Source organism: Streptomyces sp. NPDC037421 (genome assembly GCF_055602105.1).
Genome location: NZ_JBVJWV010000012.1, coordinates 179,869 through 194,048, shown reverse-complemented (window position 1 = coordinate 194,048; position 14,180 = coordinate 179,869). Strand labels below are relative to the sequence as shown.

Here is a 14,180-nt window from a genome sequence, read left to right as displayed (position 1 = left end):
CTCTCCCCTTCTTTGTTCTCCTCCTTGGGTGGGGGGGGCGGTGGGTAGGCACCCCCCCCCCCCCCGCCCGCCCCGCCCCCGCCGGCCGCGCGGACGGCCCCGGTGCCGGTGGGGTTCACCGCCTCCTCCACCGCCGGCCGGGCCCAGGGCCAGGGGCACCCGCTGCGCTGGCGGGTGGAGGCGGAGAACGGCAGCGGGATCGACCCGGACGCCGCCGCCCGGGCCGTCGAGGCGATACTCGGGGACCGGCGCGGCTGGATACGCGACCCCGCGTACGGCTTCCGGCTGGCCGGGCTCGGGGAGCCGGTGGACTTCACCGTGAAGATCGCCACGCCCGCCACCACCGACCGGCTGTGCGAGGTGGTCACCCCCGAGCTGATCGGGGAGGCCAACTGCCGGGCCGGCCACACGGTCGTGGTGAACCTCAAGCGCTGGCAGGAGGGCTCGCCCCAGTTCCGCGGCCCCCTCGCCGAGTACCGGGCGCTGATCGTCAACCACGAGGTGGGCCACGAACTCGGCCGCGAACACGAGGGCTGCCCGCACCCCGGCGCCCCCGCCCCGGCGATGATGCAGCAGATCAAGGGCCTCCAGGGGTGCACGTCCAACGCCTGGCCGTACGCCGCCGACGGGACCTACCTCGCCGGACCGCCGGCGCCTTAGGGGTGTCCGGCGGATCAGGGCCGGACGGCCCCTAGCGCCTCCGGTGCAGCAGCCGCCCGGCGATGACCGTGGCCACGCAGGTCGTCGCGCCGCGCTCCAGCAGCTCGGCCTCGTCCGCCACCGCGAAGACCGCGAACCGGGCCGCGGCGCCCGCCTCCAGCACCCCGTGGAAGGCCTCCCCGGCCGACTCCCGGCCGGCGAGCGGGTCCAGGCCGGGCGCGCCCCCGTACGGGGCGGGCGGCACCACGGCCAGGCCCGAGCGGGTCACCGCCGTGCGGACGGAGGCGATCGTGAAACGCCCCGCCACCGCCACCACCCCGCGCGCGAGCAGCTTCTGCGTGCCCCGCCGGGCGCTGTTGCCCCAGCGGGACTCGGTCATCTTCAGCGCGTCGAGCGCCTCGGCCCCGGTGATCGGTCCGGCGCCGAGCTCGGTCACCTCGTACGGGTCGTCCGGGTAGTACGTGCGCTCCAGCAGCTCGTCCGCCCCGCGCGCGAGCAGCCCCGGGGTCAGCACCCCGGGCCAGCGGCGGACCCGGGCGTGCGGCGCGGCCGCGGCGAGCTCCTCGTACGGGCCCGTCCGGACGATCCGGTCGCCCTCGACCAGGACCGCGCCGCCCTCCAGCGGTGCGGCACCCGGTCCGGTGACGAGGAGGTCGGCGGTGTGCAGCGTCAGCATCGGGCGTCAGTTCGTGGAGATGAGCTTCAGCTCGGGGTGCGCGGTACCGCCCTCGATGGCGGTCGAGGAGATGTGCGAGACCACGCGGTCGTCGACGGGGTCGTTCGCCGGGTCGTCGTGCACCACGAGGTGCTCGTACGTGGTCGCGCGCTGCGCGGGGACACGGCCGGCCTTGCGGATCAGGTCGATGATCTCCTGGCGGTTCGAGCGGTGCTTGGCACCGGCCGAGGAGACCACGTTCTCCTCCAGCATGATCGAGCCGAGGTCGTCGGCGCCGTAGTGCAGGGCGAGCTGGCCCGCCTCCTTGCCGACGGTGAGCCAGGAGCCCTGGATGTGGGCGATGTTGTCGAGGAAGAGGCGCGCGATCGCGATCATGCGCAGGTACTCGAAGACGGTCGCCTGGGTGCGGCCCTTGAGGTGGTTGTTCTCGGGCTGGTACGTGTACGGGATGAACGCGCGGAAGCCGCCGGTGCGGTCCTGCGTGTCCCGGATCATCGCGATGTGCTCGATGCGCTCGGCGTTGGTCTCGCCGGTGCCCATCAGCATGGTGGAGGTGGACTCCACGCCCAGCCTGTGGGCGATCTCCATGATCTCCAGCCAGCGCTCGCCGGACTCCTTCAGCGGGGCGATCGCCTTGCGCGGGCGCTCCGGGAGCAGTTCGGCGCCGGCGCCGGCGAAGGAGTCGAGGCCGGCGGCGTGGATCCGCTTGATGGCCTCCTCGGCGGATACGCCGGAGATGCGGGCCATGTGGTCGACCTCGGACGCGCCGAGGGAGTGGATGACCAGCTGCGGGAAGTCCTTCTTGATCGCCGAGAAGTGGTGCTCGTAGTACTCGACGCCGTAGTCCGGGTGGTGCCCGCCCTGGAACATGATCTGGGTGCCGCCCAGCTCGACGGTCTCCGCGCAGCGGCGCAGGATGTCGTCGAGGTCGCGCGACCAGCCCTTCTTCGTGTCCTTGGGGGCCGCGTAGAAGGCGCAGAACTTGCACGCCGTGACGCACACGTTGGTGTAGTTGATGTTGCGCTCGATGATGTACGTCGCGATGTGCTCCGTACCGGCGTAGCGGCGGCGGCGCACCGCGTCGGCGGCCTGGCCGAGCGCGTGCAGCGGGGCGTGCCGGTAGAGGTCGAGAGCCTCTTCCTTGGTGATCCGGCCCCCTGCGGCGGCGCGGTCGAGGACGGACTGGAGTGCGGCCAGGTCGGTCACCGGTGGATCACCTTTCGGCGGTGTGTCAAGGGTCCGGACCGATCCAGCCTACGCCAGGGCTCGGGCGCCGCCTTCAGGGCGGGGGTCACGGGCTGCGGGTGAGGTCTCCTTCGGGATTCCCGGCGGGCACGTCTCCCGACTTGTAGTGCAGTGTTCCGTTCGCGTTGAGGGTGAAGCGCTCGTCGGCGGAGCCGTTCGAGCAGATGCCCGGAGCGGGGTTGGGTCCGCCGGCCGTGTCGAGGACGAGGGAGCGGTCGGTGGCGGAGGCGAGCTTCCAGTCGCCGCTGCAGTCGGTGCCGAGCAGGTCGATGACCGACTTGTCCCGGGCGACGACCTCGCCGACCTTGCCGGCCCTGATGGTGATCTCGAACTTGCTGGGGACGCCCATGCGGGCGGTGGTGACCGTGCCCTTCCAGGTGCCGACGAGCTCCTTGGGGACGTCGCCCCGGGTCCCCTTGGGCGGGGCCGGGGACGCGGACGGCGACGGCTGGGCGGATTCCGGCGCGGAGGCCGCCGGGGCCGGGGTCGAGGGCTTCGGGGCGCTGCCCGAGGCCGAGTCCCGGGTGCCCCCCTGACCCGGCAGCAGGTCCAGCCCGTACAGCCCGCCGGACAGCGCCGCCAGCACGGCGGCCGCGCCGAGCACCAGGGTGCAGCTGAAGCGGCGGCCGGCCGCGCTGAGGGTGACCCCGCGGCCGTCGGGCGCGGTGCGCGGCTGCGGCACCCCGGCGCCGCCCGCTTGGCCGGCCGTCTCGGTGGGGGCGCCGTACACGCCGCCGCCGGCGTACCCGCCCGGGGTTCCGTACGAGGGGTCCGGGGTCCCGAAACCGGCGCCGGCGCGCCCCCCGAAGGACCCGCCCGTGAACGGCACCGGCCCGGAACCGGAGCCCGCCGCCGGGGCCGAGCCGAACCCGGAACCGGTTGTGGCCGAGCCGAAGCCGGAACCGGCACCCGCCCCGGCATCGGCCGCCGTCGCGGACCCGGCCGGTTGGCCGGCACCGGGCACGAACCCGGAACCGGGCCCCGGGACCGCCGCACCCCCGTCACCGCCGGAGGTGTCGGCGTCCAGGTCCAGCAGGGCCACCGCCGCCCGGCTCGCCTCCTCGACCAGCGGCGCCGGGAGCCAGCCCGGCGCGCCCAGGGCACCGCCCAGGGCCGCCGCGAGGGCCTCGGGAGCCGGGCGGTCGGCGGCGGCCTTGGCCAGGCAGGAGCCGATCAGCTCGCGCAGCTCCCCGGCGGGGATGCCGTCGAGCTCCGGCGGCTCGTGGACCACCTTGTAGAGGAGGGTCGCGGAGTTGTCACCGCTGAAGGGCGGCCGGCCGGTCGCCGCGAAGGCCATGACCGCGCCCAGGGAGAACACGTCCGAGGCACACGTGACGCCCTTGCCGAGGATCTGCTCCGGGGACATGTAGCCGGGCGAGCCGATGGAGACGCCGGTGGAGGTCAGCGAGGCGGTGCCGTCCGTGGCCCGGGCGATCCCGAAGTCGATCAGCCGCGGCCCGTCCAGGGTCAGCATCACGTTGGAGGGCTTCACGTCCCGGTGTACGAGGCCCAGCCCGTGCACCGCCACCAGCGCGCGGGCCAGCCCCGCGCCGACCGCCCGTACCGAGGCCCCGGGCAGCGGCCCGTGCCCGGCGACGGCCCGGTCCAGGGAGGGGCCCGCCACGTACCCGGTCGCCACCCACGGCACGGCCGCCTCCGGGTCGGCGTCCAGCACGGGCGCGGTCCACTCCCCGCCCACCCGCCGGGCGGCCTCCACCTCGCGGCGGAAGCGGGCTCGGAACTCCGTGTCGGAGGCGAAGTGCGGGTGCACGATCTTGACGGCGACCGTCCGGCCGCCGGCGCTGCGCCCCAGATAGACCCGGCCCATACCGCCCGCGCCCAGCCGGCCGAGCAGCCGGTATGCGCCGATGGTGCGCGGTTCGCCGGCTTCGAGCGGCTGCATCGCGTCCCCCGTCCCCCGAGATCCGTGTTTGTGCGAACAGACAGAACCTTAGGGGGTGGCGGGGGCACGTTCCCGCCGAATAGCTTCCGCTTCCCCGCTCCCGTTCGCATTCGCCTTCGATTGACGTGAATACGAAAGGGGAACGAATTCCCGGCAAACGGAACATTCCCGGGAGAGAACGGGAGAGAAGCGGAAGACCGGCGGGGATATCGCGATCAGCGATCCGGCGCGGCGGCCTTCAGCAGCTCCACGGTGACGTCCGCGTCGTAGCCGGTGTCCGCTCCGGTCCGGCGTGCGAATTCGCGCACGCCGGCCAGTTGGTCGGGGCCGAAGCGGAAGTCGAGGGTGGTGAAGTAGCGCTGGAGCAGCTCGGCGTCGAAGGCCTCCCAGCGGGCGGCCTGCTCGGCGACCTTGACGACCTCCTCCAGGGAGACGTCCCGGGAGGCGAGGAAGGCCTCGTGGATCTCCCGCACCAGCACCGGCTCGCGCTCCAGGTAGTCCTTGCGGGCGGCCCAGACGGCGAAGACGAACGGCAGCCCCGTCCACTCCTTCCACATGTGGCCCAGGTCGTGCACGGCCAGCCCGAGCCGGGGCGCGTCGTGCAGCGAGGCGCGCAGCGCGGCGTCGCCGATCAGCACCGCCGCGTCGGCCTCCTGCATCATCAGCCCCAGGTCAGGGGGGCAGGTGTAGTAGTCGGGTCGGACTCCGTACTGCTCGGCGAGCAGCAGCTGGGCGAGCCGTACGGAGGTGCGGGAGGTCGAGCCGAGGGCCACGCGGGCGCCGTCCAGCTGCTCCAGCGGGACCTGCGAGACGATCACGCAGGACATGACGGGGCCGTCGCAGCCGACCGCCAGGTCGGGGAAGGCGACGAGCTCGTCGGCGTTGCGGAGGAACTCCACGAGGGTGATGGGGGCGATGTCCAGGTCCCCCTGGACGAGCCGCTCGCTCAGCTTCTCGGGGGTGTCCTTGGTCAGCTCCATGTCCAGCAGCGTGCCGGTTCGGGCCAGCCCCCAGTAGAGGGGCAGGCAGTTCAGGAACTGGATGTGGCCGACGCGGGGCCGGCTGCGATAGACGTCCACATCGCGAGACTAGCCGCGGTTCTCCGTCAGCGATCGAGCGGGTCTCAAACGTCCGGGTGACGTGATCTTTCCCTCTGGTCTCGGCCCGAGGGTGCGTGCTAGGCTCGACGCAAGTTGCAGTTTGGTTTCCCTTGCAGTACGAGGCCTGCGGAGCATGTAACCCGCAGGCTTTTGTAGTTTTCAGACTTCTTAGCAGGTTCTGGAGCAGGGCGACCCTTTGGCCCATAGGAGGGCTCATGGCTACCGGAACCGTGAAGTGGTTCAACGCTGAAAAGGGCTTCGGCTTCATCGCCCAGGACGGCGGCGGCCCGGATGTCTTCGTCCACTACTCCGCGATCAACGCCTCTGGCTTCCGCTCCCTCGAGGAGAACCAGCAGGTCAACTTCGACGTCACGCAGGGCCCGAAGGGCCCGCAGGCGGAGAACGTCACCCCGGCCTAGTCGCCAGGCCGACCGGATCGCGGTCGGATAAGCAGTACCCAAGGAGCCCTGCCTCCTCCGTGCGAGCGGAGGAGGCGGGGCTCCTGCCTTTTCCCGCGGGACCTCCCGGCGGGCAGAGCCGTCCGAGGTGTACCGATGGTTCCCCTGAGTGACTGCTCGTCACGTTATGTGTGTATTTCCCGTGGCCCGGGGATGGTCGGTCCTGGCACGAGGCCGTCACGGGAAAGGACGCACAGCACATGAGGAAGCTCGCTTGGGCCGCACGAGGTGTCTCCGCCGCTACGGGGGCACTGCTCCTCGGAGCCCTGATGGTCCCGTCCGCGGCGGCCAGCGGCGGTCCGACGCCGGAGCCGGACCACGGCAAGAAGAAGTGCGGGCCGGTGGCACGCCACGTCAGTACCGCCGCCGCCACGGAGTACGGCGTCCTGTACGGGACGGTGTTCCGCGTCACGACCGACCGGGACGGGCACGCGTTCCTCAACGACGACCGGAACCCCGGAGTCTGGATCGACCTCAAGATCGTTCCGAACGCGCCGAAGTGCGTCGTGGACACGGCCATCTCCATCACCGGCATCACCAGTGTCGGCCCCCAGATCGACATCACCCTGCTCAGCAAGAGCGGCGTGCTCTACGAGGCCCGCTGCACCACCAGCGCGACGGCCTTCAGCCCGACCAACCTGCCGGGCACCTGCGGCGTCGGCTTCCAGCCCGTCCAGGCCACGCCGGTCTAGCCGGCCCGCACGAAATGACACGGCCGGCCGCGCAGGGCGGCCGGCCGTGTCGTGTGCGCGGTCCCGGGTCAGGCCTTCGGGGCGGCGGCGGTGATCTCGATGGTGAGGATCAGCTCGGTCTTGTCCGCCGTGAGCAGCCGCAGGTGGTACGTGCCCGCGGGAACGTCCGCGGTGAGCAGCTCGGGCAGGACGGTCTTGCCGTCGGTGCCGGTCTTGGGCAGCGCCAGCGTGAACAGCTTCTCGTCGGCCGTGGCGCCCTTGAACCACGGGCCCTTGGCGGTCTTGGCGTCCACGGGGGTCCAGGCGCCGTCCGTCTTCTCGACGAGCGTGGCGGTGAGCTGGGCTCCGGCCACCGGCTCGCCGCCGCGGGCGACCAGGTACTCCAGGCCCTTGACCGGGGTGCCCGCCGCGACCTTGACCGTCTTGGCGCCGGTGAGCTCGGCCGGCTTCTCCACCGGCTTCTCGGTGGTCTTGCCGTCCAGGGCCACGGTGAACTGGCTCTTGGCGTCGTAGGCGGTGGCGCGCAGGGTGAAGGTGCCCGCCTTCGGGCCGGCCTTGAGCCGCGGGGTGGTGGCGATGCCCTGGGCGTCCGTACGGACGACCACGCTCGACTCGCTGCCGAAGACGAAGCCCGTGCCGCCGGTGGTGTCCTGCTCGACGGCGACCACGACGGCCTGGCCGACGGCCGGCTTGCCGTCGCTGAGGACCGCCTTGAAGCGGGTGCCGTCCGCGAAGAGGCTGCCGGCCTCGGCCTCCAGCTTCGCCCCGCCGACCCGCTCCAGCTTGGCCAGGGTCGCGGGCGCCGGGGTCGGCTTGGAGGGCTCCGGCGTGGGCGTCGGCTTCGACGGCTCCGGGGTGGGCTTCGGGTTCGGGGTCTGGTTGCCCGGGTTCGACGGGTTCGTCGGGTTGTTCGGCCGCGTGGCCGGCGGCTGCGGGCTGGGGACGTGCGGGGTGGGGATGGTCGGCGTGGGCGGGGTCGGGTAGTTGCCGACGGGCGGGTTCGGGATCCCGGCCGTGCCGTCCTGCTGGTACTGGCGCATGTAGCCGAGCACGGAGTTCACGTACTCGCGCGACTGGTTGTAGCCGAGGATCGCCTTGTCGAGGTCGGCCGGGAGCGAGAGGTCCTTGCCGCCCGAGCAGAGGTAGAGCCCCGCGCCGAGCGACGCGTCATAGATGTTGTTGGCGTCGCGCTTGCCGTCCCCGTTGCCGTCGGCCTTCCAGGTGGCCCAGGTGGAGGGGATGAACTGGAGCGGGCCGAAGGCCCGGTCGAACTCGGTGTCGCCGTCGAACTCGCCCTTGTCGGTGTCGAGGATCTTCGCGAAGCCGTTGCCGTCCAGGCGCGGGCCGCGGATCGGCTTCTCCGTGGTGCCGTCGGTCTTGAGCCCGTAGCCGGAGGCGTGCACGGACTCGACGCGGCCTATCGCCGCGACCAGCGCCCAGGGCAGCTTGCACTTGGGCAGGGCGGCGGCCACGGCCACCTCGGAGCGCTTGTAGGCGTCGAGGGCGGTCGCGGGTATGCCGGAGGCGCCCTCGGTCGGGTTGCCGCCCGCGCCGGCGGCCGGCGGGACGACCGGGTCCGCGAGCTGGCCCGGCAGGTCGAGGCGGGCGTCGCCGCGGTCGGTGGCCTGCGGGCTGTCGGGCGTGGGCTCGGCCTCTCCGGCGCCGGCGACCGGGGTGTTGGTCACCACGGCGGCCGTGGTCAGGCTGGCTGCGAGGGCAGCCGTGCACAAGACCTTGCGCGAGGTGTTGACTACGTGGCGGTGAAGCGGCTTCACGGTGCGGCGATCCCCCCAAGGCGGCCGTCAAAGGCGTACGGCCGGTCGGGCCGCGATTGTTCTGTCTATCAGGTATTCCGACACGACTCACCGTCGCCCCCGTAGATATGACGCACCATTCGTCTCGGCTTCACCCGGCTGTGACCCAGGACGTCCAGCCCTGCTCCGGCGGCCCTCCGGCCCGGTCCGGGAGGGGACCTTCGACCCTGCCCGAAACACCCCAAAGGCCCGTACTGACACGGCTCGTTGCTCTTTACCCTGGTTGTCATGGCGAGCAGCAGCAAGAAGGACCACCGCCGCGAGGCCCGCGCACGGCTCCACGCGGAGCGCGAGGCCGAGGCCCGGCGGGCGCGGCTGCGCGGACGGCTGCTCGTCGGCGGGGCGCTGGCGGCCGTACTCGCGGTCGCGGTCGGGGTGGGCGCGTACGCGTCGGGGCCGGCCGGTCCGGGGCGGAGCGAGGCGGGCGGCAAGCCCTTCCTGCGGCCGGCGCACACCAGCGGCGAGGACGGGGTGGTGGTCCCGTACGGCAGGGCCGACGCGAAGGACGTGGTGTCCGTCTGGCTGGATCCGCGCTGTCCCTTCTGCGCGAACGTGGAGACGGGCCTCGGCCCGGCCCTCAAGGAGCAGGCGGACGCCGGGACCTACCGCGTCGAGTACCACTTCGCGGCCTTCCTGGACGGGGGCCTGGGCGGCAAGGGCTCCAAGCGCGCGCTGAACGCGCTGGGCGCGGCGGTGAACGAGAGCCCCCAGAAGTTCATGGACTACCTCCAGGTGCTCTACAAGAACCATCCGCGGAAGGAGACGGACGACAAGTTCGGCTCGACGGCCACCCTGCTGGACCTCGCCGGGCAGGTGCCGGGGCTGCGGACGCCGGGCTTCGACCGGGCGGTCGAGGAGCTCTCGTACATGCCGTGGGTCGACAAGGTCTCGCGGGCCTTCCGCGAGAGCGGCAAGCGGGGCACCCCGGCGGTGGAGGTCAACGGCAAGGAGGTGGGGGTGCTGTCGGGCCAGGGGGAAGCCGTCTCCCCCGAGGCCTTCGCCCAACTCGTCGCGGCGAACCGGAAGTCCTGAACGTAACAGGGGCTGTCACAGGAGCCTGATACGTTTCAGGCCAATCGAGCGCACTGGTGTTCGGCACCCCTCTTCCGTGGGCCCTTCCGTGAGAACGCCCGGAAGCGGAACCGGAATCGGAATCGGAACCGGTCCGGGGGGCCCGCCGGCCGCCGCTGCCTGCCGCCGCCGATCCCGAAGGCCCTCCCATGAGCACTCCGCCGCCGAACCCCTACTCCGGAGCCCCCGTTCCGCCCGGCCCGCACCCCGGCGCCCCGGCCGGGCAGAACCCGTACGGACAGCCCCCGGCGGGAGCGAACCCGTACGGGCAGCCGGGCCCGGGGCAGAACCCGTACGGGCAGCCGGGCGCCGGCGGCCACCCGGCCCCCGGCCAGGGCCACCACCCCGCGCCGGGCCACCCCGCCCCGGGCCACCCGCAGCAGCCGCAGCACCCGCAGTACGCGGCCCCGTACCCGCATCCGCACGCCCAGGCGCCGGGCTGCCGCAACTGCGGGGCTCCGGAGACGGCGAACTTCGCGGTGCGCGCGCACGTCGGCGTACTGATCCTGATGCGCTTCCACACCCTCAACGGGCCCTTCTGCCGCCAGTGCGGCCGGTCGCTGATCCGCACCATGACCACCAAGACCCTGTGCCAGGGCTGGTGGAGCCCGTTCTCCCTGGTGATCTTCACGCCGTTCACCCTGCTGTGGAACCTGTTCGCGGCGATGAAGTACGCCAAGCTCCCGCACCCCACCCCCGCGCCGGGCCGCCAGCCGCTGGAGGAGGGCCCGCCGGTGCACGCGCGGCCGCTCGCCTACGTGGCGATCATCCCGCTGCTCTGGGCCACCTGGGTCGCCGTGAACATCTTCCTGGACGTGACCGGCCGCCGCTGAGCCGCACCGGGCCCGCCCCCTGCCCCGCACCCCTTCACACCGGCGCCCCGCGCCCCTACCCTGACGGGCCGTCAGATCTTTTGATCCGAGCCGCCAGGGGGCGCGTGATGCTGCTGCGAGGGAAGACCGTCGTCGTCTCCGGTGTGGGGGCCGGGCTCGGCCACCAGGTGGCCGCAGCCGTGGTCCGCGACGGCGGCAACGCCGTCCTCGGCGCCCGCACCGAGGCCAACCTGGCCAAGTCCGCCGCCGAGATCGACCCCGACGGCGCCCACACCGCCCACCTGCCCACCGACATCGGCGACGAGCGGCAGTGCGAGGCCCTCGCCGCGCTCGCCCGGGAGCGCTTCGGCGGCATCGACGCCGTCGTGCACGTCGCCGCCTGGGACTCGTACTTCGGCGGCCTGGAGGACGCCGACTTCGGGACCTGGCAGCAGATCATCGACGTCAACCTCCTCGGCAGCCTGCGCATGACCCGCGCCTGCCTGCCCGCCCTCAAGGCCCGCGGCGGCTCCGTGGTCTTCATCGGCACCCAGTCCGCCGTGGCCGCGCCGAGCGAGGTCCGCCAGGCCGCCTACGCCGCCTCCAAGGGGGCCCTGACCTCCGCCATGTACTCCCTGGCCCGGGAGCTCGGCCCGCACCGGATCCGCGTCAACACCGTGCTGCCCGGCTGGATGTGGGGCCCGCCCGTGCAGGCCTTCGTCACGTTCACCGCCCACACCGAGGGCGTGCCCGAGGCCGAGGTCCACCAGCGCCTGGCCGACCGGATGGCCCTGCCCGACCTCGCCACCGACGGGGACGTCGCCGACGCCGCCGTCTTCCTCGCCTCCGACCGGGCGCGGGCGATAACCGGCCAATCCCTGCTGGTCAACGCCGGTGAGCTGATGCGATGACGCCCTCCACCGGAATCCGGACGGATCGTATGCTCGCCCCATGACCACTCCGAGTGACGCTCCGACCGACAACGCGATGCGCCGTGCGCTGCGGCGAGCCCGCGACGGCGTCGCGCTCGACGCGGCCGAGGCGGCCGTCCTCCTCCAGGCCCGCGGCGCGGCCCTGGAGGACCTGACCGCCTCCGCCGCCCGGGTCCGCGACGCGGGGCTGGCGGCCGCCGGCCGGGCGGGCGTGATCACGTACTCGAAGAGCGTGTTCATCCCGCTCACCCGCCTCTGCCGCGACAAGTGCCACTACTGCACCTTCGCGACCGTCCCCGGCAAGCTGCGCCGCGCCGGCCACGGGATGTACATGTCCCCCGACGAGGTCCTCGACATCGCCCGCCGCGGCGCCGCGCTCGGCTGCAAGGAAGCCCTCATCACCCTCGGGGACAAGCCCGAGGACCGCTGGCCCGAGGCCCGCGAATGGCTCGAGGCCCACGGCTACGACGACACGATCTCCTACGTGCGGGCCGTCTCCATCCGCATCCTGGAGGAGACCGGGCTGCTGCCCCACCTCAACCCCGGCGTGATGTCCTGGTCGGACTTCCAGCGCCTCAAGCCCGTCGCCCCCTCCATGGGGATGATGCTGGAGACCACCGCCACCCGCCTGTGGTCCGAGCCCGGCGGCCCGCACCACGGCTCCCCCGACAAGGAGCCGGCCGTCCGGCTGCGCGTGCTGGAGGACGCCGGGCGCTCCTCGGTCCCCTTCACCTCCGGGCTGCTGATCGGCATCGGGGAGACGTACGAGGAGCGCGCCGAGTCGCTCTTCGCGCTGCGCCGGATCTCCCGGGCCTACCACGGGATCCAGGAGCTGATCATCCAGAACTTCCGCGCGAAGCCGGACACGGCCATGCGCGGCATGCCGGACGCCGAGCTGGACGACCTCGTCGCCACGATCGCCGTCGCCCGCCACATCATGGGCCCCTCGGCCTGCCTCCAGGCCCCGCCCAACCTGGTCGACGGCGAGTACGCCCGGCTGATCGGCGCCGGCATCGACGACTGGGGCGGCGTCTCCCCGCTCACCCCGGACCACGTCAACCCCGAGCGGCCCTGGCCCCAGATCGACCTGCTGGCCGAGCGGTCGGCGCAGGCCGGTTTCGAGCTCCGCGAACGGCTCTGCGTGTACCCCGAGTTCGTACAGCGGGGCGAGCCGTGGCTGGATCCCCGCCTGCTGCCCCACGTACGGGCGCTCGCGGACCCGGAGACCGGGCTCGCCGATCCCGGCGCCGCCGTCGAGGGGCACCCGTGGCAGGAGCCGGACGACTCCTTCGCCTCCTACGGGCGCACCGACCTGCACACCGCCGTCGACACCGAGGGCCGCACCGGCGACCGCCGCGAGGACTTCGACGAGGTGTACGGCGACTGGGAGGCCCTGCGCGAGGCCGCGGCGCCCGGCATGGTGCCCGAGCGCATCGACACCGACGTACGGGCCGCCCTCGCGCGGGCCGCCGACGACCCGGAGGGGCTCACCGACGAGCAGGCGCTGGCCCTGCTGCACGCGGACGGCCCGGCGCTGGACGCGCTGTGCCGGATCGCGGACGACCTGCGCAGGTCGGTGGTGGGCGACGACGTCACGTACATCGTCACGCGGAACATCAACTTCACCAACGTCTGCTACACCGGCTGCCGCTTCTGCGCCTTCGCGCAGCGCCGGACGGACGCCGACGCCTACACCCTGTCCCTGGAGCAGGTCGCCGACCGCGCGGCCCAGGCCTGGGACGTCGGCGCGGTCGAGGTGTGCATGCAGGGCGGCATCCACCCGGACCTGCCGGGGACGGCGTACTTCGACATCGCGCGGGCCGTGAAGGAACGGGTCCCGGGGATGCACGTGCACGCCTTCTCCCCGATGGAGGTCGTCAACGGCGCCACCCGCACCGGGATGTCCGTACGGGACTGGCTGACGGCCGCCAAGGAAGCCGGGCTGGACTCGATCCCGGGCACGGCGGCGGAGATCCTGGACGACGAGGTCCGCTGGGTGCTGACCAAGGGCAAGCTGCCGACGGCCGACTGGATCGAGGTCGTCACGACGGCGCACGAGCTGGGCATCCGCTCCTCCTCCACCATGATGTACGGGCACGTGGACCAGCCCCGGCACTGGCTCGGCCACTTCCGCACCCTGTCCCGCATCCAGCAGGAGACCGGGGGCTTCACGGAGTTCGTGACGCTGCCCTTCATCCACACCAACGCCCCCGTCTACCTGGCGGGCATCTCCCGGCCCGGCCCGACGGTCCGCGACAACCGGGCGGTCACGGCGATGGCGCGGCTGCTGCTGCACCCGCACATCCCCAACATCCAGACGAGCTGGGTGAAGCTGGGCACGGAGGGCGCGGCGGAGATGCTCCGCTCCGGGGCCAACGACCTGGGCGGCACGCTGATGGAGGAGACCATCTCCCGGATGGCGGGTTCGAGCTACGGCTCGTACAAGTCCGTCCAGGACCTGATCGCGGTCGCGGAGGCGGCGGGCCGGCCCGCGAAGCCCCGTACGACCCTGTACGGGGAGGTCCCGCAGGAGCGCCAGGACGCGGCCCTCGCCTCGGACGGCCACCTGCCGGAGCTGCTGCCGGTGCTGGAGCCGTAGGCGCGCTGTTCCGCGAGGGGGCGCCGGATCGGCGAATCGGTTCGCCTGTTCCCCTCGCACGCACGGGAGTTGACGCGGACGCGATGGTCCTTCGCCCCGGTCCGGAGCCGGACCGGGGCGGGGGGGGGGGGGGGGGGGGGGGGGGGGGGGGGGGGGGGGGGGGGGGGGAGTGACGGATAGCGAGATCAGAATAAGCGCTGCCCTCCGTCCGCCGGCGG

The 14,180-nt window shown here is 72.9% G+C and carries 12 protein-coding genes; 7 read left to right on the top strand and 5 right to left on the bottom strand.

The annotated features are described in order from the left end of the window. The first annotated feature begins 102 nt into the window (after positions 1-102). Positions 103-660, top strand: a complete 558-nt coding sequence (locus ACZ7IF_RS19960; protein ID WP_470972867.1) for a DUF3152 domain-containing protein — start codon at positions 103-105, stop codon at positions 658-660. Between the two features lie 31 nt (positions 661-691). Here ACZ7IF_RS19960 and ACZ7IF_RS19955 read toward each other — a convergent pair whose 3' ends face one another. The 4 genes from ACZ7IF_RS19955 to ACZ7IF_RS19940 all read right to left on the bottom strand — a co-directional run bounded on the left by ACZ7IF_RS19955 (position 692) and on the right by ACZ7IF_RS19940 (position 5,563). Next, positions 692-1,336, bottom strand: coding sequence for an imidazolonepropionase-like domain-containing protein (locus tag ACZ7IF_RS19955; RefSeq protein ID WP_470972865.1), 645 nt, complete (start codon positions 1,334-1,336; stop codon positions 692-694). 6 nt (positions 1,337-1,342) lie between these two features. Then, on the bottom strand, positions 1,343-2,542 hold the full coding sequence (gene mqnC / locus ACZ7IF_RS19950; protein ID WP_470972863.1) for a cyclic dehypoxanthinyl futalosine synthase: 1,200 nt from the start codon (positions 2,540-2,542) through the stop codon (positions 1,343-1,345). A gap of 85 nt (positions 2,543-2,627) precedes the next feature. After that, positions 2,628-4,484: a serine/threonine-protein kinase gene (locus tag ACZ7IF_RS19945; RefSeq protein ID WP_470972861.1), complete on the bottom strand. Its 1,857-nt coding sequence runs from the start codon at positions 4,482-4,484 to the stop codon at positions 2,628-2,630. Between the two features lie 215 nt (positions 4,485-4,699). Then, on the bottom strand, positions 4,700-5,563 hold the full coding sequence (locus ACZ7IF_RS19940) for a menaquinone biosynthetic enzyme MqnA/MqnD family protein (protein ID WP_470972859.1): 864 nt from the start codon (positions 5,561-5,563) through the stop codon (positions 4,700-4,702). Positions 5,564-5,799: 236 nt separating this feature from the next. Here ACZ7IF_RS19940 and ACZ7IF_RS19935 point away from each other — a divergent pair, with 236 nt between their 5' ends. Then, a complete protein-coding gene (locus tag ACZ7IF_RS19935; protein WP_007265804.1) occupies positions 5,800-6,003 on the top strand; it encodes a cold-shock protein in 204 nt (67 codons plus the stop codon). Positions 6,004-6,242: 239 nt separating this feature from the next. Then, entirely contained in the window at positions 6,243-6,734 is a 492-nt protein-coding gene (locus ACZ7IF_RS19930; RefSeq protein ID WP_470972857.1) for a hypothetical protein, read from the top strand. Between the two features lie 68 nt (positions 6,735-6,802). On the opposite strand, the gene ACZ7IF_RS19925 is transcribed toward ACZ7IF_RS19930, so the two are convergent. Further along, complete coding sequence (locus ACZ7IF_RS19925) at positions 6,803-8,509, bottom strand: lytic transglycosylase domain-containing protein (RefSeq protein WP_470972855.1); 1,707 nt, start codon at positions 8,507-8,509, stop codon at positions 6,803-6,805. Between the two features lie 267 nt (positions 8,510-8,776). Here ACZ7IF_RS19925 and ACZ7IF_RS19920 point away from each other — a divergent pair, with 267 nt between their 5' ends. The 4 genes from ACZ7IF_RS19920 (at position 8,777) to ACZ7IF_RS19905 (ending at position 13,962) form a co-directional block, all read left to right on the top strand. Next, positions 8,777-9,580 carry a DsbA family protein gene (locus tag ACZ7IF_RS19920; RefSeq protein ID WP_470972854.1) on the top strand — a complete coding sequence of 268 codons (804 nt, stop codon included), beginning with the start codon at positions 8,777-8,779 and terminating at the stop codon, positions 9,578-9,580. A gap of 188 nt (positions 9,581-9,768) precedes the next feature. Further along, positions 9,769-10,452 carry a hypothetical protein gene (locus tag ACZ7IF_RS19915; protein WP_470972852.1) on the top strand — a complete coding sequence of 228 codons (684 nt, stop codon included), beginning with the start codon at positions 9,769-9,771 and terminating at the stop codon, positions 10,450-10,452. Between the two features lie 107 nt (positions 10,453-10,559). Beyond that, positions 10,560-11,342 (top strand): SDR family oxidoreductase, encoded by a 783-nt coding sequence (locus tag ACZ7IF_RS19910; RefSeq protein WP_470972850.1) that lies wholly within the window; start codon positions 10,560-10,562, stop codon positions 11,340-11,342. Positions 11,343-11,382: 40 nt separating this feature from the next. Further along, a complete protein-coding gene (locus ACZ7IF_RS19905; RefSeq protein WP_470972848.1) occupies positions 11,383-13,962 on the top strand; it encodes a bifunctional FO biosynthesis protein CofGH in 2,580 nt (859 codons plus the stop codon). The last annotated feature ends 218 nt before the right edge of the window (positions 13,963-14,180 follow it).

What these genes read in the sequence shown, in the direction of transcription:
- ACZ7IF_RS19905 (WP_470972848.1), top strand. Translation starts at nt 11,383, where the DNA reads ATGACCACTCCGAGTGACGCTCCGACCGACAACGCGATGCGCCGTGCG.
- ACZ7IF_RS19945 (WP_470972861.1), bottom strand. Translation starts at nt 4,484, where the DNA reads ATGCAGCCGCTCGAAGCCGGCGAACCGCGCACCATCGGCGCATACCGG.
- ACZ7IF_RS19955 (WP_470972865.1), bottom strand. Translation starts at nt 1,336, where the DNA reads ATGCTGACGCTGCACACCGCCGACCTCCTCGTCACCGGACCGGGTGCC.
- ACZ7IF_RS19920 (WP_470972854.1), top strand. Translation starts at nt 8,777, where the DNA reads ATGGCGAGCAGCAGCAAGAAGGACCACCGCCGCGAGGCCCGCGCACGG.
- ACZ7IF_RS19935 (WP_007265804.1), top strand. Translation starts at nt 5,800, where the DNA reads ATGGCTACCGGAACCGTGAAGTGGTTCAACGCTGAAAAGGGCTTCGGC.
- ACZ7IF_RS19910 (WP_470972850.1), top strand. Translation starts at nt 10,560, where the DNA reads ATGCTGCTGCGAGGGAAGACCGTCGTCGTCTCCGGTGTGGGGGCCGGG.
- ACZ7IF_RS19915 (WP_470972852.1), top strand. Translation starts at nt 9,769, where the DNA reads ATGAGCACTCCGCCGCCGAACCCCTACTCCGGAGCCCCCGTTCCGCCC.
- ACZ7IF_RS19930 (WP_470972857.1), top strand. Translation starts at nt 6,243, where the DNA reads ATGAGGAAGCTCGCTTGGGCCGCACGAGGTGTCTCCGCCGCTACGGGG.